This window comes from Sphingomonas sp. IW22 (genome assembly GCF_041321155.1).
In the GTDB taxonomy this organism is placed as follows: Bacteria; Pseudomonadota; Alphaproteobacteria; order Sphingomonadales; family Sphingomonadaceae; genus Sphingomonas.
Genome location: NZ_JBGGWB010000001.1, coordinates 1825223 through 1843420 on the forward strand (window position 1 = coordinate 1825223; position 18198 = coordinate 1843420).

Here is an 18198-nt window from a genome sequence, read left to right on the forward strand (position 1 = left end):
CTGAAAATACTGTCCGGGACCACTGATCGCTTCGATGACTTAGTCGTGAGGAATTGCGCCGCACCGGCATGAATCAGCGCTGTTTCCCCTGCGGGCGGCCGCGCCTGTGGGAGAAAATACCGTGGTTCATGGCGTCGTCGTCACCCCGTTTGATGCAGCCGCGATCCTCATCGTACTTGCCGCCGTGCTGGGGTATCTGAACTACCGCTTCCTGCATCTGCCGCAGGCAATCGGGCTGACGATCATGGGGGCGGTCGCCTCGCTGATTGTCGTCGGGATCGACCGGCTGTTGCCGTCCAGCACGATCGGCGAGGATGTGGTCGGCTTCATCTCAGGCATCGACTTCCATACGACGCTAATGGACGGGATGCTGTCCTTTCTGCTCTTCGCCGGTGCGCTTCACGTCAACTGGATCGAGATGCGGCGTGGGGGTTGGCCGATCCTGGCACTGAGCACGGTCGGCGTGCTGATCTCGACCGCCGTTGTCGGCGGCGGCTTTCACCTGTTGTCCGGCCTTATCGGCTACTCGGTTCCGCTGCTGTGGTGCTTGGTGTTCGGCGCGCTGATCAGCCCGACCGATCCGGTCGCCGTGATGAGCATCCTGAAGCGCGCCGAGGTTTCTCCAACCCTGGAAGCGACCGTCGCGGGCGAGAGTCTGTTCAACGACGGCGTTGGCGTGGTGGTGTTCGCAATCATCCTTGCCGCTGCGCTTGGAGCCGAACCCTTTTCGATGGCCCATGCGGCGCACCTGTTCGCCGTCGAAGCTGGCGGCGGCGTGCTTTTGGGTCTGACGATCGGATGGCTCGGCTACCGCGCCATGCGCTCGATCGACGAGTATAACGTCGAGGTCATGATCAGCCTCGCGGTCGTCATGGGCGGCTATGCCCTGGCGAGCCGGCTGCACGTCAGTGGCCCGGTGGCGATGGCGGTCGCGGGGCTGATCATCGGCAATCCGGGCGTCGCGAACGCGATGAGCGACAAGACACGCGATTATCTGCTCAAGTTCTGGGCCCTGATCGACGAGATCCTGAACGCCGTGCTGTTCCTGCTGATCGGGCTGGAAGTCGTGACCATCCCCTCCGATCTGCGGCTGATGGTGCTGGGTGTCGCGGCAATCCCGCTGGTTTTGCTTGCCCGTTCGATTGCGGTGGTGGCGCCGCTCGCTGCCATGCGACCGTTCCTGTCGCTTGGCGCACTCGCCCCGATCACGCTGATCTGGGGCGGCCTGCGCGGCGGCATCTCGATCGCGCTGGCGCTTGGCCTACCGGAAGGCCCGGCGCGATCGGTCGCGCTCGCGGCAACATATATCGTGGTGCTGTTTTCGGTCATCGTTCAGGGCGGCACGGTCGAGCGGGTGCTGGCCTGGCGGACGGGACTTTTGGCGCTCGGCACGAAGGATAGGCCATGAAGGCCATGTCCTGCGCCCAAGCCTGTGGTTGCGCAGGAGCTGCCGGGTTGAACCGGTGATCCTGGCCTGAGCCCGCCCGATCGCCGCCGCACCTGCCAGGTCACGAATTGGTCGCCGATTGATGGCGTTAGCAATGTCGCTACGCTCCGCCGCGCGGTTTCAGGACGATCGAACCCGTGTGGGAAAAGGGCGTGTCAGAACGGAACGTCCGGACCGCTCAGGCGCTTTGCTGTCAACGTGTGTGACCGACGACGACTCTATCACGGCACAGGCGACCATGCGTCAAGCTGACATGAGAAACGCCGTATGAGCTGACGCACCTGATCTGACAGGGAACCGCAATATGCACAAAGACGACACGTCGGCATCACGTCGGCAAGTAATGGGCGCGATGGCTCTCGGCCTGGCTGGAAGCACTGCGGCCGCACAAGCGGCACCAGGGTCGGGACAAGCGACAGCCACCGCTGCGCCTGCGACGAAGCGCAACCCGGTGAACAAATATCCCAAGCCTCCCTTTCCGCGTCAGCCACAGGAGGCCCCCGGTCTCGCAAGCGAGATGACGCCGCGCCCCGATCATGGCGAGAAAAGCTATCGCGGTTCCGGCCGACTTGCTGGTCGCAAGGCGCTGATCACCGGCGGCGACAGTGGTATCGGAAGGGCCGCTGCCATCGCCTACGCCCGAGAGGGCGCGGATGTCGCCATCGGTTATCTCCCGGTCGAAGAACCCGACGCGCGTGAGGTAATCGCGCTGATCCGTGCCGAAGGGCGCAAGGCGGTTGCGATACCGGGCGACATTCGGACCGAAGCCTTTTGTCAGGAGATGGTGAAAAAGGCCGTCAGCGAACTCGGCGGCCTGGACATCCTGGTCAACAATGCCGGTGAACAGAAATCGGTCGACGCACTTGCGGACGTCACATCGAAGCAGTTCGATTCGACGTTCAAGACCAATGTCTATGCGCCGTTCTGCATCACCAAGGCGGCTCTGCCGCACATGGGCGAAGGTTCAGCGATTATCATCACAGCATCGGTGCAGGCCTATGATCCCGGTGCTTCGCTATTCGACTATGCGCAGACAAAGGCTGCCAATGTCGCGTTCGCAAAATCCCTGGCGAAACAGCTTGGCCCAAAGGGGATACGCGTCAATGCGGTCGCCCCGGGTCCCTTCTGGACGCCGCTTCAGCCCAGCGGTGGCCAGCCGCAGGACAAGCTGACCCAATTCGGCGCGGATACGCCACTCGGTCGGCCCGGCCAGCCTGCGGAGATCGCGCCGCTGTACGTCACACTCGCATCTGCCGAGACGAGTTACTCCAGTGGGCAGGTCTTCGGTGCGTCAGGCGGCACTGGCACCGACTGAACCCAACAGAGCGGTAACATTTGTAAAAAGGGCGAACAGTTCATCGCGATGCCGGAGGGTGTTGGCGGAATGAAATCCGCCCACCGCTGCTGCATTGCCCTGCCGAAATGATTGGCCGGGCAGCCAGCCCGTCCAGCGGATCAGTCCCTGAACAGGAGCGGCGCGAATTCCTTCAGGCTACGGCGCCAGGTCAGAAACTCATGCGCGGTATGCGGCGAGACGTAAAAGGCGCTCCTGATGCCGGCGTCTTTCAGCGCCTTGGCATTCACTCGCGGGTCGACACGCGGCCCGCCGGGCGGGCCACCGCGTCCACCTTCGAGTTCGCGGCTGCCGAAGCTGACAAAGGTTAGCTTGACCTTGTCACGATACCCCGGCGTGTTGTTGACGTCGTCAATCGACACGGTTCCGCCGCTGAACAGGCCGATATAATTGAACGTGTCGAGATTCTTCGGCGCGATCAGCTTGGTTTCGAACCCGCCCATCGACAGCCCCGCCATGGCGCGGTGTTGCGGGTCGGCGATCGTCCGGAAATGACCGTCAACATATGGGATCAGTTCATCCAGAAGGACGGTCTGGAACGGCTTGATATCGAAGCTGGCAAGACCGCCAGGCGCGCCGGGTCGCACATCGTTCGTCATGCCATAGGTCATGACGATGATGAACGGCCGGGTCTCACCGGCGGCGATCATATTGTCCATGATGAGGTTGGCGTGGCCCTGATTGGGCCAGGCGGTCTCGTCCTCACCCCAGCCGTGCTGCAGATAAAGCACCGGGTAACGCTCTCGCGCATTACGGTCGTAACCCGGCGGGGTGTAGACGAACGCACGACGCTGCGTGCCGGTGCTCGGCGATGGAAACAGCACTTGGGCAACATTGCCGTGGGGGACGTTCTTCAAGGCATAGAAATCGGCGTCATGCGCGGGGATTTCGATCCCGCTTTCCCAGCGCGTCGAGCCATAGAAATTCTGGGCGCCCGGATCGTTGAAGACGCCGCCGTCGATCGTGACGTGATAATAGTGGAACCCTTCGTCCAGCGGGCCCTCTGACGTCCCCATCCACGACCCGTCGGCCGCTTTCGTGAGCACGGTGCCGCCCCGGCCGCCAAGGCCCAGGCTGACCTTCACCGCCTTTGCATCAGGTGCGACGATGCGAAATCGCGCATAGCCTTGCGAATTGACCTGCGGATAATCCTGGCCCGGCTGGTTGAGCGAAGATGGTTTGAAATCTTCCACAATGGCTGCGGGGGCCGCCGCGCTCGACGTTGCGGTTTGGGCCGACACTGGCGCTGCGGCGGTTGCAGCCAGCAGCAAGGCAGCACGAAGTTTCATAATCGCCTCTCCTGATTCCCGGCTGGGCGTTACGCCCGCCGGTTTCTATTACTCGGAGTTATCTTGGAAATGGGAGGCGGATGCAAGGCGTCAGATCATCGTCTGCTGTGTGGAGATTACGGGCACGGGCGCCTGCCCCGGCGGGAAGGCGCCCGGCCAGTCGGTCAGTTCGCCGCCACGAAGGTCTGGCGCTGCTGTCCCAGCCCCTCGATCCCCAGTTCGACGACGTCGCCCGGCTTCAGGAACCACGGTTCGGGCTTCTGCCCCATGCCGACGCCGGGCGGGGTGCCGGTGGTTATGATGTCACCCGCTTCCAGCTGCATGATGCGCGAGCAATAAGCGACGATGTGCGCCACGCCGAAGATCATCGTCGCGGTGTTACCATCCTGAACCCGCTTGCCGTTCACCTCCAGCCACATCGACAGCGCCTGCGGATCGGGCACCTCATCGCGCGTCACCAGCCAGGGGCCGACGGGGCCGAAGGTCGGAAAGCCCTTGCCCTTGTCCCAGGTTGCGCCGCGCTGCAGCTGCCAGTGGCGTTCCGACACGTCGTTCACCACGCAATAGCCCGCGACATGCGCCAGCGCGTCAGCTTCCCCGATATTATGTGCGGGGGCGCCGATGACGATGCCCAGTTCGACTTCCCAATCGGTCTTTGTCGAATCGCGAGGGATGACGACGTCGTCATTCGGCCCCTGAAGGCAACTGACCCATTTGTTGAACACCACCGGCTCTTCGGGGATCGGCAGGTTCGATTCGGCGGCGTGGTCGGCATAGTTCAGGCCGATGGCGACGAACTTGCGCGTGCCCGCGACCGGCACGCCGTAACGCGGCTGCCCCCCGACCAGCGGCAGTGATGCGGGATCGATCGCGGCCAATCGCGCCAGCCCGTCGGGACAGATGGCGGCGGCGTCCAGATCGGCGATGACGCCCGACAGGTCCCGCAGATTGCCGTCGGCATCGACAAGGCAGGGCTTTTCTTGGCCAACGGGGCCGGTGCGGCAGAGCTTCATTCGTTCACCTCTTGTCGGGAAAATCGGTCAGGATGCTGCGGTCGATCGCGTCGACACGTGATACGCCGGTCAGGGTCATGGCGACACGCATTTCGCGGTCGATCAGGTCGATCAGGCGCGCAACCCCGGCTTCACCGGCGGCGGCCAGGGCATAGAGCCAGGCGCGGCCCAGCAGCACGCCGTCCGCACCCAGCGCCAGCATCCGCACCACATCCAGCCCCGACCGCACGCCGCCATCGGCCAGCACGGTCATGCGGTCGCCCACCGCATCGGCGATGCCGGGCAGGGCGCTGGCGGTCGATCGCACGCCGTCCAACTGGCGCCCGCCATGATTGGACACGACGATGCCGTCGGCGCCCAGCGCGGCGGCCTCACGCGCGTCATCGGGGTCGAGCAGGCCCTTGATGATTAGCGGGCCGTCCCACAATTCGCGAATCCAGCCCAGGTCGCGCCACTGGATCGACGGATCGAAATTGGCCGCCATCCACCCGATATAGTCGTTCAGTCCGCTGGCATTGCCCAGCACCGGTTCCAGATTGCCCAGCCGGTGCGGCCGCCCGTTCAGGCCCACGTCCCATGCCCAGCCCGGTTTGCCCATCGCCTGTAGCACCCGTCGCCACGGGCCGTTTCGCCCCGACATGCCCGAATGCATGTCGCGATAACGGATGCCGGGTGTGGGCATGTCGACGGTGAACACCAGCGCCTCTGCTCCGCCCGCCCGCGCGGTTTCGATCAGGTCGCGCATGAACGGACGGTCGCGGATGACGTAAAGCTGGAACCACAATGGGCCGTCGGCGGCAATGCCGCGCACTTCGTTCAGCGAACAGATCGAGACGGTGGACAGGGCAAAGGGCAGGCCGCGTGCATGGGCCGCGCGTGCCGCCTGTTGCTCCCCCCGCCGCCGGAACATGCCGCCGATGCCGATCGGACCCAACGCGATGGGCAGCGGCTGGTGCCGCCCGAACAGCGTGGTCGACAGATCGAGATCGGCCACGTCGCGCAGCACCCGCTGGCGCAGGCGCACGGCGCCCAGGTCCGCGCTGTTGGCGGCAAGCGTCACCTCATCAAACGCGCCCCCTTCGGCATAGTCGAACAGGAAGCGGGGCAGCCGCCGCTTTGCGGCCCGCCGGAAATCGGATGCGGAAACCAGATGTTCCATTGCGTTCAGGCTGCCGTCCACCCGCCGTCGATCGCATGGAGGACGCCCGTCGTATAGGCGCTTTCGTCGCTAGCCAGGTACAGGGCGAGGGCGGCGACTTCGTCGGCGGTGCCGATCCGGCCCATGGGCTGGCGCGCGACGAATGCGGCGCGCGCGGCATCGGCATCACCGGTCGCCGCCAGCCGTTCGTCCAGCGACGGCGACTGGACGGTGCCGGGGCAGATGGCGTTGCAGCGGATGCCGCGCGCTACGAAATCGACCGCGATGGAGCGGGTCAGGCCCGCCACCGCGCCCTTTGACGCGCAATAGGCATAACGGTTGGGCACGCCGATCATCGCGCCCGCGACCGATGCGATGTTGACGATCGACCCGCGCCCCCGGTCCAGCATGCCCGGCAACAGCGCGCGGATCATGCGGGTGGTGGCGCGGACATTCAGGTCGAACGACAGGTCGAACCCCTCATCCTCGAACGACAGTGCATCGCCCGCATCGACATAACCCGCGCAGTTGACGAGGATGTCGATCGGCCCGACCCCGGCGCCGAAATCGCGGATCGCGCCGCCATCCAGCAGGTCGATGACCGTTGGCGTTGCCCCCGCGATCGTGGCCAGCGCATCGCTCTGACGGTCCAGGACATGAACCGTGGCCCCCTCACGCAGAAACGCCAGCGCGGTGGCGCGGCCGATACCCTGTGCCGCGCCGGTGACGACGGCGATCTTGCCCTGCAAACGGGACATGCTTTGCTCCTTCACGGATGTTCGCTTTGGCGAAAGACCGGCGGCGCTTCGGGCCAGCCCGTGCCATCGGAAAACGGCGCGCGCTGAAGCACGCCCATACGTTTGTGCCATTCGGAAATGGCCGGATCGCTGACGCTTTCGGCATCGAGCGCGTCTGGATCATATGCGTCGGTGACGTACATCAGCATGACCAGCCGGTTGCCCGCGCGGTAAATCTCCATGTCGGCGATGCCGTGGCGGCGCTGGGCGTCCAGCACGGGTTGCGGCGTGTTGCCGCGGGCATGGGCCGCGTCATATTCGGCCCAGACCGCCGGATCGTCGGCCAGGTCCATCACCCGGACGACCATTCGTGTTCCCGTCATTTCGGCGACTTTTCAGGCTGGATGCCGCTGCGTTCGATCACGCTTCGGGCGGCTTCGGGCCATGCATCGCCCTTGACCGCGACATTATCCTCGACCCGGTTGTTCAGATAATCGGTCCAGCTGCCCTGCAATCGGCCTGAATTATACCAGTTGCCGACGGCCAGATTGTCCATCGCCGTCCGCTTCGGTGCCAGATGATCCTGCGAATTCAGGTTCAGCCACACGCCGCCGACATCGTCGATCACGTTGTTGCGCACCGTCACATATCGCGAACCTTCGTCCAGATAGATGGCGATACCGCCCGAACCCTTGACGTCGGACACGTAATTGTCGGCGATCAGCGCGCCGGGGTCGGCGGACAGGTGATAGATGGCACCACCGTCGGGGAACCACTGCTTCACCCTGGACACGCGATTGCCGACGATCACCGTGTCCCGCAACGTGGTCGGGGTGTCGTGGACGCGGTTTTCTGCGACGTCGTAATAGCCGCGCTGCTGTCGCCAATATTCGGCGCTGCCGCCCGGATCGTTCGCGCCCCAGCCCCAGCCCACATCGATCCCGTCATACGGCGTGTCCGACACGTCGTTGTTCAGGATCAGTGTCCCCGAAGCATAGGTGACGAGAATCGCGGACTGTTCCTTGTAATCGTGCGAGATGCCGGAAATGCGGTTGTTGCGGATCAGGATGTCGCGCAGGCCCATTTCGGGGCGGCTGGGGTGGTGGGCGTCGGGCTGGACCCCGCCGACCATGATCGCACCGCCCGCCAGATCGGCGAACTCGTTTCGCGTCACCTCGATCGCGGATGTGCCAAGGCCGATGCCGCTTTCGTTCGCCTCTGCATTGTTGCCGATGCCCAGCGCCACCTGACCCAGCTGGCCGAAGCGGTTGTCGTCGAAAACGACGCGCGTGGCGGCGGCGATCTGAATGGCGGCGGGCTGCTGGTTCCAGCGGTTTCGCATCACCTCGAACGCGCGGCAGCCCCAGCTGCAATCGCGGATGGGATCGGCGGGATAGTCGAGAAGATCGCCCGACAGATAGGCACCACTCTGCTGGCTGGCATAGCCCTCAGGCCCCGATGGTTGCAGCCAGCTGGTGTGGCGAAAGGACAGGCCGCGGAAATGCAGATCGCGAACGGGCCGCTCATAACTGCCCGCGATGGAGATCAGCCGTTCCAGACGGGGCAGCACGACTTGCGCGCGGGACATGTCCTCCCCCTCGCGCGGTTTGTAATAAAGGGTGCCCGCCTTGGGATCGGCATACCACTGGCCCGCGTCCCGCAAAAAGGCGAGGGAGTTGACCAGGAACATCCGCGCGACTTCGGCGGAAACCGGGCGCGCAAAGGTGTCGTATCCGACCAGGTTGTTGCGCCACCCCGGCTGCTGCATGATGATGCGGTCGCGCTCGATCCGGTCGACCATGGCGTGGCGGTGGGTGAACCAGCTCATCCCCTCGACCTCGATCCGGTTCTGTTCGGGCAGGTCGGCCAGCACACGCCAGCGATCGTCCTTGATCGCCAGGCCCCAGGGGTGGAACTCGACGGCATCGCGCGGGATTTCGACGCTCGCCCGCCGTGCAAGCCGGCCGTTGACACTCAACTGGCGCGGATCGGTCCCCTGCGGGACGTTTGCCGACCAGATGCCGCGCGCCCGATCGGCCAGCTTCCAGCCGGTAACCGCGATACCGCCGGACAGCACGGGATAGGCGCCCTCGGCCCCCTCCCACCGCACGGTGAAGCCGTCCTGACCGCCATCGTCCGCCGTGAAGCGCAGCGGCGCGTTCAGGCGATAGGTGCCGCCCGCGACCTTGACCGTCACATCATGGTCGCGGTTCAGCCGCCGCACGGCCGCCTGCGCGCGTTCGAACGTGGCAAAGGGGCGGGCCGCCGATCCGTCGCCGCTGTCGGACCCATCGGGCGACAGGTGCAGCACGACCGGAACCGGGGCGGGACGATTGGGGATCACCACGCGGTGACGCTCCGGTCCCGAATGGGGCGGCGCGGTGGGAATATTCGGGAACGGCCCAAGCTGCGCGGCGCCGGGGGCCGCGGGCAACAGCATCAGCACCGGCAGCATCGCCGGCTTCGGATCAAGCATCATCCTCTCCCAAGGCGTAGAATTGGGTCGCGGCCCCGGCAAACAGCCGGGCCTGTCGTTCACCACTCAGCCCCGTCAGTTGCAGGGCATCTTCATACCAGTCGCAATAGCTGTCGCCCGACAGGCACAGCACCGGCCAGTCGCTGCCCCACATCAACCGGTCCCCGAAACAGGCGAGCAGATGATCGACATAGGGGCGAAGCGCTTCTGCCGGTTGTCCCGTCGCCTGTTCGGTCCGCAGGCCCGACAGCTTGCACCACAAGCCCATGTCGGCAAGCGCCGCGATATCGGTGCGCCATGGGTCCAGCTCCCGTTGCGCGGCATACGGCTTGGCCGCGTGGTCGATCACGATGGGCAACGCGGGCCAGCGTTCGGCAAAGCGCGCCAGCATCGGCAGATGGCGTGGCTGGATCAGCGCGTCCAGCCTTAGCCCGTGGTCGACCATCGCCTGAATCGCAGGCGTCAGTTCGCCGCGCAGCAGCCAGTCGGTATCCTCGATCGACTGGAGCATGGGCCGCAGGCTGCGCAGCTTGGGTGCGGCGGCAAGCCGCGCGATACGGGCAGGGGCGTCGGGCGATGCCAGATCGACCCAGCCAACCACCGCCGCGATCTCGGGCGTGGCGGCGGCCAGCGCCAGCATCCAGTCGGTGTCGGTATCGGTCGGCTGCGATTGCACCAGCACCGACGACGCCAGCGGCACGCGCCCCGCCGCCGCGGCACGAAGATCGGACGGGCCGAAGTCGCGGTGGATCGCCGCTTCTGCCGGGGTGGGCCATTCGTGGCCGGGCGTCGCCAGCGACCAGAAATGCTGATGCGCGTCGATCACCCGCATGGCATCACGCCATGCCGAGCAGCCTTTGCAGCGCCTGCTGGAAATGCACAGCCAATGCGGCCTCTGCTCCGTCCGCATCGCGACGCGCGCAAGCGGCCAGCACGTCCAGATGCTCCCGCAGCGTCCTGAGCGCCAAGGGGGCGGTGATCAGCCGGTCCAGCCGCACCAGCGTGACGTAATTTTTCAGCCGCCGTGCCGTCGTTTCGATCAACGGATTGCGCAGCGCCCCCAGCAGCGCGCCGTGAAAGCGGTTCTCCAGCTCGTTCAGGGCCAGATTCTGTTCCGCACTTAGCCCATCCGCCTCGATCCCGGCGATCAGTGCACGATGCGCCTCCATCATCGCCTCGATCTCGGCCGCATCCCCCGTTTCCGCAAAAATGCGGGCGCCGGCGCGCTCGATCAATGAGCGGAACTGATAGGTCGCGCGCGACAGCTCCAGATCGGCCTTTACAAAGCGGATGCAGGAGCGCGCGTGGATCGTGACCAGCCCCTCGGCCTCCAGCCGCAACAGCGCGTCGCGCAACGGTTGCGCGGTCAGGCCCAGCTTGCCCATCAAATCGGCCTGCGACAGTTCCGCCCCGGCCGGGATGGTGCGGTCGAACAAGCCCTTGAGGATGGCTTGATAGGCGCGGTCGGCCAGCGGCAAATTGCCGACCGGGTCCGCGCCGCGCGTGGACGCGGTTTGAGCGCGAGTTCGGGTGCGTGGCATCACCATTGCGATACCGCGATTTTTGGCTTTCGATCAACCGGCGATCCCATGGACATTGTACCATCATCGCACCGACCGGATCGGCAGGACGAGGAACGCCCCGGCCAGCACGAACCCGCCCGCCACCACGAACAGCGCGGGATAATTATTGCCCGTCATCGTCAGCAACGCGGCTGCAAATACCGGGCTCAGGATCTGCGGCACGTTTACGGCGGTGGTCAGGATGCCCAGATCCTTGCCCGTGGCGTCGTCGCCTTCGTCGCGCTTTGGCAGCACCTGCGTCATCAGCGCGAGGTCGACCGACATGAACGCGCCGTAACCGATGCCGATCAGCACGGCATAGGCGATCATCCCGCCCAGCGACGGCGCGATCAGCGGCGCCGCTACCGCCGCCGCCATGATCAGGCCGGCTGCGAACACCAGCGGCTTGCGGCGTTGCAGCCGGTCCGACAGCCAGCCCGACGTCAGGCCCGACACGACCAGCGCGACAAAGGTGATCGACGACAGCCGGGCAATAGTGGTGTTCGCATCCGACTGGCTGAAGCCGATATGATCCTGAAGGATGTAAAGCAGATAGGTCAGAACCGCCTGATATCCCATATAGATGGTGAAACGACCGGCGAACGCCCAGGCGAAATCCGGATGCTCGCGCGGATTGACCCAGAAGCTGCGCGCAAAGCTGCCCAGGCGGAAGGGGGCGGGGCGGGGGGCCGTAACCCGCGGTTCGGGATTGATCGCGACGAACATCAGGCACGCGACGACAATGGCCGCGCCGATCATGAAATAGGCCAACCCGATCCGTGAGGCGAACAATCCGCCAAAGATCGTTCCTGCCGATACGCCCGCCGTCATCGCCGCGCCGACAACGCCCGATGCCACGCCGCGCTCCGTCGGGACAAAGCGGTCCGCGACGATCGCGGTCAGGGCAGGCTGCATCGAGTTCAGGCTGACGGTCGCGACCAGCCATAACAGCGTCACCGCGACCAGCCCCTCGACCAGCGGCACCAACATCAGCGCGCCGCCGCCGATGGTCGCGCCGATCGCGATCCAGGGCGTCCGCCGACCAAAGCGGGTGCGCGTGCGGTCCGACAGCGCACCCGAAATCGGCGTCGCCAGCGTGCTGAAGACCGACGTGATGGCATAGATGATACCCAGCGTCGCCGTTTTGCCGACCGGATCGATGTTCTGGATCTGGTTGGGCAACAGCACCCCCAGCACCGATGCATAAAGCGTCAGCAACACGAAGAACACGATGCCAAGCGACAGCAGCAGGCGTCACTTGCGGCCCCCGTCCACGGCACCCACGCCGATCGTCGCCGGGTCGCTGCTCACGCGACCGGTACCGCGGGCGGCGCTTCGGCCAGCAATCGCGGCTGGCGGCAATGCTCGCGCGCGTGGGCGCTAAGCGTCAGACCGTGGCCCGGCACATGATGTGCGCAAATGGTGCCGTCCGCGATCTCGAAAGGCTGTTCGACCAAATGGTCGAAATTCTGGAAGCTATATTCCAGCCAACGCACGCCCGGCAGTGCCAGCGCCATGTTCACGCCGATCTCAAGGAAGCTGTTGCCCAGCGTCACCTCGACATTGTGCTCGCCCGCCAGCCACCCGGCGCGCATCACGTCGCTGACCTGACCATGGACGTTCAGCATGTCGCACGCCTTTGCCTCCAGCAATTTGCGCTTGCCGGACAGGTCCAGATACTCGCCCGAATTGACGCGCGTCAGGCCAAGTGAGCGCAGCATCCTGAGCCCGTCAAAATCGTCGCGCGGGATTGGGTCTTCCACCCAATAGATCGAATGACCCGCGCGTTCGAACAGCCTGAGCGCGGCGACGGTTTCCTGTGCAGTCCATGCTTCGTTGGCATCGACCATGACCGGGGCGCTGCGGCCAACCGTCTTTGCCAGCAGGTCGAGCCGGTGCAGGTCGCGCTCGACATCCGGGTGGCCCACCTTGATCTTGAATCCGCGAAAGCCGCGTTCGGCGGCGCGGCCGAACAATTCGCTGAACGCATGGTCCGACAGGTGGAAATCCAGGCCGCTGGCATAGACGCCGACCCGATCGCGTTCCGCCCCCAGCATCCGCCACAGCGGCAGGCCCGATTGCTTGGCAAACAGATCCCAGACGGCATGCTGGATCGCCTCTTCGAACGGCAGGATCATCCGGCGCGCATTGCCCCCGCGCGGACGTGTCACGCGAAGTGCGACCGACGCGGGCGTGCGGCCAAGCAGGCCTGGCCATGCCTCTTCCTCGAAAACGCGGATCAGCTCTTCTTCGTCGGGTATCGCCGTGAACAGGATCTGGCAAAAACCAAGACCGGTTTCGCCGCGCTCGTCGATCAGCTCGATCGTTGCGATGCCCGCAGCATCGGCCCGGACCTGTGAATCGCCGATCACCCGATCGCGTGCGAATTGAAAGCGACTGACCCGAAAGCCCGAAATGGCGCTGACCATCCACCCTCCCCAAACTGAAATATCAATTGCCGTTGATATGCTCGTACAGCCGGTGGGCGACAACCTGGCTCGCACTATCCCCATTCCGACGAATTTGCCAAAGCATTATAGCGTCCGCAGAGTCGTTTCTGCAGATCAAAAGGTCGTTAATGCAAACGGCTACGGCAAACCATGATATATCAGTCGCACAGACGTTCAACTATTCGTTGACGGGTCGCCGTTTCCTGCTGGGCGTGCGCGCGCGTTATTGATGGGTGAGAGGGCGCCCGGCCAGCGAACGGTCGGGCGCCAGCCTCAGGCACAGGTCGGCGCGTTCCGGCATTTCGTTCAGGATATGCCGGGTCAGCCTTTCGTAATGGCTGATGAAGCGGGCGACCCCGGCGTCATCCATCGCGCCGGGGCCGGTGCCGCCCGCGGCGCGAAGGGCATGTTCCTGTTGCAGCCGCCAGCCGAACACGGTCTCCCACGCGGGCGCCGCCAGCAGCGCCAGCCGGTCCAACCGCGCGAACAGCCGCTGATAGTCGCCCGCCAGCGCCGCATTCCATGTCTGGCGCCAGTGGCCACCGGCATCCTCGTCGCGCTCCAGCGCGTTGATAGGCTCGACAAGCGGCGCGTCCGGTAGTGCGCGGGCGCCAACGCACCATCCTTCGAACAGGATCAGGCGGGCAGGGCCGACCACGGGCCAGTCGCTTTCCGGCGTCCGGTCGTCTCGCGCCTTGTCGAAACGCGGCAACGCGACGTGGCGGCCCGCGATCAGCGCATCCAGCGTCGCCAGCCCCAGATCGACGTCGTGCGTGCCCGGCACCCCGCGCGTGGCGAACAGCGGGTGGACCCGTGTGGCCAGCCGCTGCCGTTCGGCGCGGGTCAGATAGAGGTCGTCAAGCGACAGCACCGCCGTTCCTGCAATCGCCGCCGCCACGCGCGCGGAGAGTGTCGACTTGCCGCTGCCCTGCGAACCGCACAGGCCGATGACGACCGGTCGGCCCGGATCGGCCATGGCCACCGCTTGCTCGGCAAAGGCGAGCAGCGCGGCTTCAGGCGACACGGTTGGGCGGCTCCCGCCCCGCGAAGAAGGCGTCGAGATTGGCAATGGCCTGCATTCCCATGGCGGTACGCGTCTCGATCGTCGCGCTGCCCAGATGCGGGAGTAGCACCGACCGTGAATGGGCGAGCAGGCCGGGGTGAACGCGCGGTTCGCCTTCATACACGTCCAACGCGGCGGCGGCGATCGTGCCACCGTCCAGCGCGTCGGCCAGCGCCGCTTCATCCACGACGGTGCCGCGCGCGGTGTTGACCAAGATGGCGCCCGGCCGCATCGCCGCGAGCAGTTCCGCATTGACCAGATGGTGCGTGTCGGCGCCGCCGGGGACGTGCAGCGATACGATGTCCGCGCACGCGACCAGCGCCTCTGGCGACGCCATTCGCCGCGCCTCCAGCGCTGCGGTGACCGCTTCCGGCGGGGTGCTGCGATTGTAGAAGGCGATGTTCATGCCCAGCGCGCGGGCACGCCGGGCGGTTGCCTGCGCGATCCGCCCAAAGCCGATCAGCCCCAGTGTCCTGCCGCCAAGGCCCTGACCGATCAAGTGGGTCGGGCGCCAGCCTGTCCATTGGCCGCCGCGTAATTCCCGCTCGCCCTCGCCCGCGCGGCGCGACGCCATCAGCATCAGCAGGATTGCCAGTTCGGCCGTCGCGTCGGTCAGCGCGTCGGGCGTGTTGCTGACCGGCAAACCGTGTTCGCGCGCGGCGTTCAGGTTGATATGGTCCAGCCCCGCCCCGAAATTGGCCAGCATTCGCGCGCGTCGACCGGGTTGAGCGATCATCTCGGCAGTGATCCGGTCGGTGATGGTCGGCACCAGTGCATCGAACCGGCACAGCGCATCGCTCAGCCCAGCTGCGTCCATCGGCGCATCGTCATCGCTGAAGCGCACCTCATATCGTTCGGCCAGCCGCGCCTGCACGGGGTCGGGCAGGCGCCGGGTTACCAATATGGTCGGTCGGGTCATGCTGCGGTCTTTCGGTCGGGGGTCGGGGCATCGACGCGGAGCAAGCCTTCGTGCTTCAGCTCCGCCCAAAAGTCGCCGGGGATCGGGTGCTGCATCCACGCGACCGACTGGTCGACCTGCGCGGCGGAGCGAAAGCCTGCGACAACCTGGCTGACCGCCGGATGCCCGAGCGGGAATTGCAAAGCGGCGGCGGGCAGGGGGACATCGTGGCGGGCCGCGACCTGCTCGATCCGGCGGACGCGAGCTGTGATTTCGGGCGGCGCCGGCGCATATTCGTAATAGGGAGCGGCGGCGCCCTTCGTCCCGGTCACCAGAATGCCGCTGTTGAACGGGCCGCCCAGCAACACCTCTGTCCCCGCATCGAGGCATGCGGGCAGCAGCCGCTCCAGTGCCTGCTGGTCGAGCAGAGTGTAGCGGCCCGCGATCAGCATGGCATCCAGCCGAACCGACTGCATCATCCGCAGGCACGCTTCGACTTCATTCACGCCGATGCCGATCCCGCCGACGGTTCCTTCATCGCGCAGACGCTCCAGCGCGCGCAGGCCGCCGCCGTCGCTCAGCTGCGCCCAATAGCTTGCGTCCTCAGCGCCGTGGGTGCCCGCACCAATGTCGTGCACAAGAAGCAGATCGACATGCGACAGCCCCAGCCGGTGGAGGCTCGCCTCATGCGAGCGCAAGATGCCGTCACCGCTGTAATCATATCGGACCTGGAACGGCATGGGAGATCGAAAGCCGTCGCGCATCCGGTCGTCGATGATCTGGTCATCGGGTTGCAGGATGCGCCCAGCCTTTGTCGACAGCCGGTATCCACGGCGGCCCCGCAGGGCGTTCCCGACACGCCGCTCGCTCAGACCCCGGCCGTAATGCGGCGCGGTGTCGAAATGGCGGATACCGTGTTGCCATGCCGTATCGATCGCGCGTGCCGCCTCGTCATCGGACACGCGCTCGAACAGGTTGCCGATCGGCCCGGCGCCGAATGACAGGCGTGATCCAACGGGATCGCTTGCTGTCGACATATTAGAAAGCCTTTCTGATATGTCATATGCTATGGGACCGAACCGGCCCGCGCAACCTTTGTGTCAGCAATTACGCATGCGGCGTCCGGTCTGACGCATCCGCCTGCTACCGCGAAGGAAAGGTCCGCCCCAAGGCGATCGCGCGGATTACATCCACGCGCCCAGTTGCCAGGGGACGAATTCGAAATCGCCGACGCCCAGCACTTCCGATTTCGTCGGTTGGCCCGATGCCGTCTTCAGCATCATGTCGAAAATCCGAGCGCCCATTTCCGCTACCGACACACCGTCCAGCACTGCCGAGCAATCAATGTCGATATCGTCGGCCATTGCCCTGGCCAGCGCGGCGTTCGATGCCAGTTTCAGGCATGGGGTCGTCCGCCCCCCGAACACCGAACCGCGCCCGGTGGTAAAGGCGAGCAGGTTGGCGCCCGACGCGACCTGCCCGGTTGCCGAACAGGGATCATATCCCGGCGAGTCCATGAAGACGAGGCCATGGGTGCGCCGCCGTTCGGCATAGAGCAGCACGTCGCTGAGCGGTGCGGTCCCCGCCTTTGCCACCGCACCTAGCGACTTTTCGAAAATGGTCGTCAGCCCGCCCGCCTTGTTTCCCGGTGATGGATTATTGTCCAGGCTGGCGCCGTTGCGCGCGGCATATTCCTCCCACCACGCGATCCGCGCCTCCAGGGCGCGGGCGACATCGGGGTTGGCGGCACGGGCGAGCAGCAGATGTTCCGCACCGTAGATTTCGGGCGTTTCCGACAGAAAGGCCGTGCCCCCCGCCGCGACGAGCAGATCGGTCGCGGCGCCCAGCGCCGGGTTCGCAGTCACGCCCGACCACGCATCCGACCCGCCGCATTGCAGGCCCAATATCAGGTCGGATGCGGGCCGCATCGTCCGCCGGTCTGTGGCCGCTTCCTCGGCCAGTTCGGCGACGATGGCGGTGCCTTGCGCAATCGCCTGCGCCGTGCCGCCCGCACCCTGGATGGTCAGGGTGCGAAGGCGCGGGCCAGGTTCCAGACCGTGGCGCGCCAGCATGTCGTCGATCTGCGCAACCTCGCATCCCAGGCCGATCATCAGCACGCCGCCGAAATTCGGATTGCGGGCATAGCCGACCAGCGTGCGCTCCAGCGTCTCGAAACCGTCGCCCGAACGCGACATGCCGCAACCGCTGGAATGGGTGAGGGGCACTACCGCGTCGACGCCTGGCGGCAGGCGGTTTTCGAATTGGCGCGCAATTCGCTGGACCACGGTGGCAGAACAGTTGACGCTGGCGATGACGCCGATGGCGTTGCGCGTGCCCACGTCGCCACTTGCACGCAGATACCCGGCAAAGCCGGACTTTTCGGGAGTCAGAACCGGATCAGGTTGTGCCGCCGGCACGGTGCCGCCGATCGTCCCGGCCCGGTGGTCGCCCAGCGCCAAATTGTGCGAATGAACGTGTTGCCCAACCGCGATATCGGCAGCCGCGACGCCAATGGGTTGCGCATATTTGCGGACGACTTCCCCAGCGCCGATACGCCTCAGTGCGATCTTGTGTCCCGCAGGGACGCTATCGGTCGCGACCACGCCCAGCACAGTGTCGCCCGGCGAAACCGCCACTGTCACGACGGCAACGTCGTCGCTTTCCGAAAGCCGCAAGGCGCGGATGGTCATGCCGTGTCCTTCAAAAAAGTCGGGCGGATGCGCTCGTGCACATCCTATCTCGCCCGTGAGAACAAACTTGCATAGGTGCGA

At 65.5% G+C, this 18198-nt stretch carries 17 protein-coding genes; 3 read left to right on the forward strand and 14 right to left on the reverse strand.

Translation table 11 applies throughout. The features are described 5' to 3' along the window. Positions 1-121 precede the first annotated feature (121 nt). Together ACAX61_RS09020 and ACAX61_RS09025 are read left to right on the forward strand one after the other, a co-directional pair. Positions 122-1408 (forward strand): cation:proton antiporter, encoded by a 1287-nt coding sequence (locus tag ACAX61_RS09020; protein ID WP_370714424.1) that lies wholly within the window; start codon positions 122-124, stop codon positions 1406-1408. Positions 1409-1751: 343 nt separating this feature from the next. Next, positions 1752-2762 (forward strand): SDR family oxidoreductase, encoded by a 1011-nt coding sequence (locus tag ACAX61_RS09025; protein ID WP_370714425.1) that lies wholly within the window; start codon positions 1752-1754, stop codon positions 2760-2762. 140 nt (positions 2763-2902) lie between these two features. On the opposite strand, the gene ACAX61_RS09030 is transcribed toward ACAX61_RS09025, so the two are convergent. From ACAX61_RS09030 to ACAX61_RS09075, 10 genes are all read right to left on the reverse strand, one after another. Beyond that, entirely contained in the window at positions 2903-4090 is a 1188-nt protein-coding gene (locus tag ACAX61_RS09030; protein ID WP_370714426.1) for an alpha/beta hydrolase-fold protein, read from the reverse strand. Positions 4091-4254: 164 nt separating this feature from the next. After that, entirely contained in the window at positions 4255-5103 is an 849-nt protein-coding gene (locus ACAX61_RS09035) for a fumarylacetoacetate hydrolase family protein (RefSeq protein WP_370714427.1), read from the reverse strand. A 4-nt stretch (positions 5104-5107) separates the two neighbouring features. After that, the gene (gene lldD, locus ACAX61_RS09040; RefSeq protein ID WP_370714428.1) at positions 5108-6262 is read right to left on the reverse strand and encodes an FMN-dependent L-lactate dehydrogenase LldD; all 1155 of its coding nucleotides are present in this window, start codon (positions 6260-6262) and stop codon (positions 5108-5110) included. Positions 6263-6267: 5 nt separating this feature from the next. Then, on the reverse strand, positions 6268-6999 hold the full coding sequence (locus tag ACAX61_RS09045; protein WP_370714429.1) for an SDR family oxidoreductase: 732 nt from the start codon (positions 6997-6999) through the stop codon (positions 6268-6270). An 11-nt stretch (positions 7000-7010) separates the two neighbouring features. Then, positions 7011-7361, reverse strand: a complete 351-nt coding sequence (locus ACAX61_RS09050) for an L-rhamnose mutarotase (protein ID WP_370714430.1) — start codon at positions 7359-7361, stop codon at positions 7011-7013. Further along, a complete protein-coding gene (locus ACAX61_RS09055; protein ID WP_370714431.1) occupies positions 7358-9457 on the reverse strand; it encodes a right-handed parallel beta-helix repeat-containing protein in 2100 nt (699 codons plus the stop codon). The genes ACAX61_RS09050 and ACAX61_RS09055 overlap by 4 nt, the downstream gene beginning before the upstream one ends. After that, positions 9447-10286, reverse strand: a complete 840-nt coding sequence (locus ACAX61_RS09060; RefSeq protein ID WP_370714432.1) for an amidohydrolase family protein — start codon at positions 10284-10286, stop codon at positions 9447-9449. Before ACAX61_RS09060 ends, ACAX61_RS09055 begins: the two co-directional genes overlap by 11 nt. A gap of 4 nt (positions 10287-10290) precedes the next feature. Further along, complete coding sequence (locus ACAX61_RS09065; RefSeq protein ID WP_370714433.1) at positions 10291-10995, reverse strand: GntR family transcriptional regulator; 705 nt, start codon at positions 10993-10995, stop codon at positions 10291-10293. 63 nt (positions 10996-11058) lie between these two features. Further along, positions 11059-12246 (reverse strand): MFS transporter, encoded by a 1188-nt coding sequence (locus ACAX61_RS09070; RefSeq protein ID WP_370714434.1) that lies wholly within the window; start codon positions 12244-12246, stop codon positions 11059-11061. Positions 12247-12323: 77 nt separating this feature from the next. Next, a complete protein-coding gene (locus ACAX61_RS09075) occupies positions 12324-13388 on the reverse strand; it encodes an enolase C-terminal domain-like protein (RefSeq protein WP_370714435.1) in 1065 nt (354 codons plus the stop codon). Between the two features lie 43 nt (positions 13389-13431). On the opposite strand from ACAX61_RS09075, the gene ACAX61_RS09080 reads away from it, so the two are divergent. After that, entirely contained in the window at positions 13432-13620 is a 189-nt protein-coding gene (locus ACAX61_RS09080) for a hypothetical protein (RefSeq protein WP_370714436.1), read from the forward strand. A 69-nt stretch (positions 13621-13689) separates the two neighbouring features. On the opposite strand, the gene ACAX61_RS09085 is transcribed toward ACAX61_RS09080, so the two are convergent. The 4 genes from ACAX61_RS09085 to ACAX61_RS09100 all read right to left on the reverse strand — a co-directional run bounded on the left by ACAX61_RS09085 (position 13690) and on the right by ACAX61_RS09100 (position 18117). After that, complete coding sequence (locus ACAX61_RS09085) at positions 13690-14490, reverse strand: kinase (RefSeq protein ID WP_370714437.1); 801 nt, start codon at positions 14488-14490, stop codon at positions 13690-13692. Continuing rightward, positions 14480-15448: a 2-hydroxyacid dehydrogenase gene (locus tag ACAX61_RS09090; protein WP_370714438.1), complete on the reverse strand. Its 969-nt coding sequence runs from the start codon at positions 15446-15448 to the stop codon at positions 14480-14482. Before ACAX61_RS09090 ends, ACAX61_RS09085 begins: the two co-directional genes overlap by 11 nt. Next, positions 15445-16464 (reverse strand): aldo/keto reductase, encoded by a 1020-nt coding sequence (locus ACAX61_RS09095; RefSeq protein WP_370714439.1) that lies wholly within the window; start codon positions 16462-16464, stop codon positions 15445-15447. Before ACAX61_RS09095 ends, ACAX61_RS09090 begins: the two co-directional genes overlap by 4 nt. Before the next feature lie 147 nt (positions 16465-16611). Then, positions 16612-18117, reverse strand: coding sequence for a UxaA family hydrolase (locus ACAX61_RS09100; protein ID WP_370714440.1), 1506 nt, complete (start codon positions 18115-18117; stop codon positions 16612-16614). Between the last annotated feature and the right edge of the window lie 81 nt (positions 18118-18198).

What these genes read in the sequence shown, in the direction of transcription:
- ACAX61_RS09055 (WP_370714431.1), bottom strand. Translation starts at nt 9,457, where the DNA reads ATGATGCTTGATCCGAAGCCGGCGATGCTGCCGGTGCTGATGCTGTTG.
- ACAX61_RS09030 (WP_370714426.1), bottom strand. Translation starts at nt 4,090, where the DNA reads ATGAAACTTCGTGCTGCCTTGCTGCTGGCTGCAACCGCCGCAGCGCCA.
- ACAX61_RS09095 (WP_370714439.1), bottom strand. Translation starts at nt 16,464, where the DNA reads ATGTCGACAGCAAGCGATCCCGTTGGATCACGCCTGTCATTCGGCGCC.
- ACAX61_RS09050 (WP_370714430.1), bottom strand. Translation starts at nt 7,361, where the DNA reads ATGACGGGAACACGAATGGTCGTCCGGGTGATGGACCTGGCCGACGAT.
- ACAX61_RS09080 (WP_370714436.1), top strand. Translation starts at nt 13,432, where the DNA reads ATGGCGCTGACCATCCACCCTCCCCAAACTGAAATATCAATTGCCGTT.
- ACAX61_RS09090 (WP_370714438.1), bottom strand. Translation starts at nt 15,448, where the DNA reads ATGACCCGACCGACCATATTGGTAACCCGGCGCCTGCCCGACCCCGTG.
- ACAX61_RS09045 (WP_370714429.1), bottom strand. Translation starts at nt 6,999, where the DNA reads ATGTCCCGTTTGCAGGGCAAGATCGCCGTCGTCACCGGCGCGGCACAG.
- ACAX61_RS09035 (WP_370714427.1), bottom strand. Translation starts at nt 5,103, where the DNA reads ATGAAGCTCTGCCGCACCGGCCCCGTTGGCCAAGAAAAGCCCTGCCTT.
- ACAX61_RS09100 (WP_370714440.1), bottom strand. Translation starts at nt 18,117, where the DNA reads ATGACCATCCGCGCCTTGCGGCTTTCGGAAAGCGACGACGTTGCCGTC.
- ACAX61_RS09060 (WP_370714432.1), bottom strand. Translation starts at nt 10,286, where the DNA reads ATGCGGGTGATCGACGCGCATCAGCATTTCTGGTCGCTGGCGACGCCC.
- ACAX61_RS09025 (WP_370714425.1), top strand. Translation starts at nt 1,752, where the DNA reads ATGCACAAAGACGACACGTCGGCATCACGTCGGCAAGTAATGGGCGCG.
- ACAX61_RS09065 (WP_370714433.1), bottom strand. Translation starts at nt 10,995, where the DNA reads ATGCCACGCACCCGAACTCGCGCTCAAACCGCGTCCACGCGCGGCGCG.
- lldD (WP_370714428.1), bottom strand. Translation starts at nt 6,262, where the DNA reads ATGGAACATCTGGTTTCCGCATCCGATTTCCGGCGGGCCGCAAAGCGG.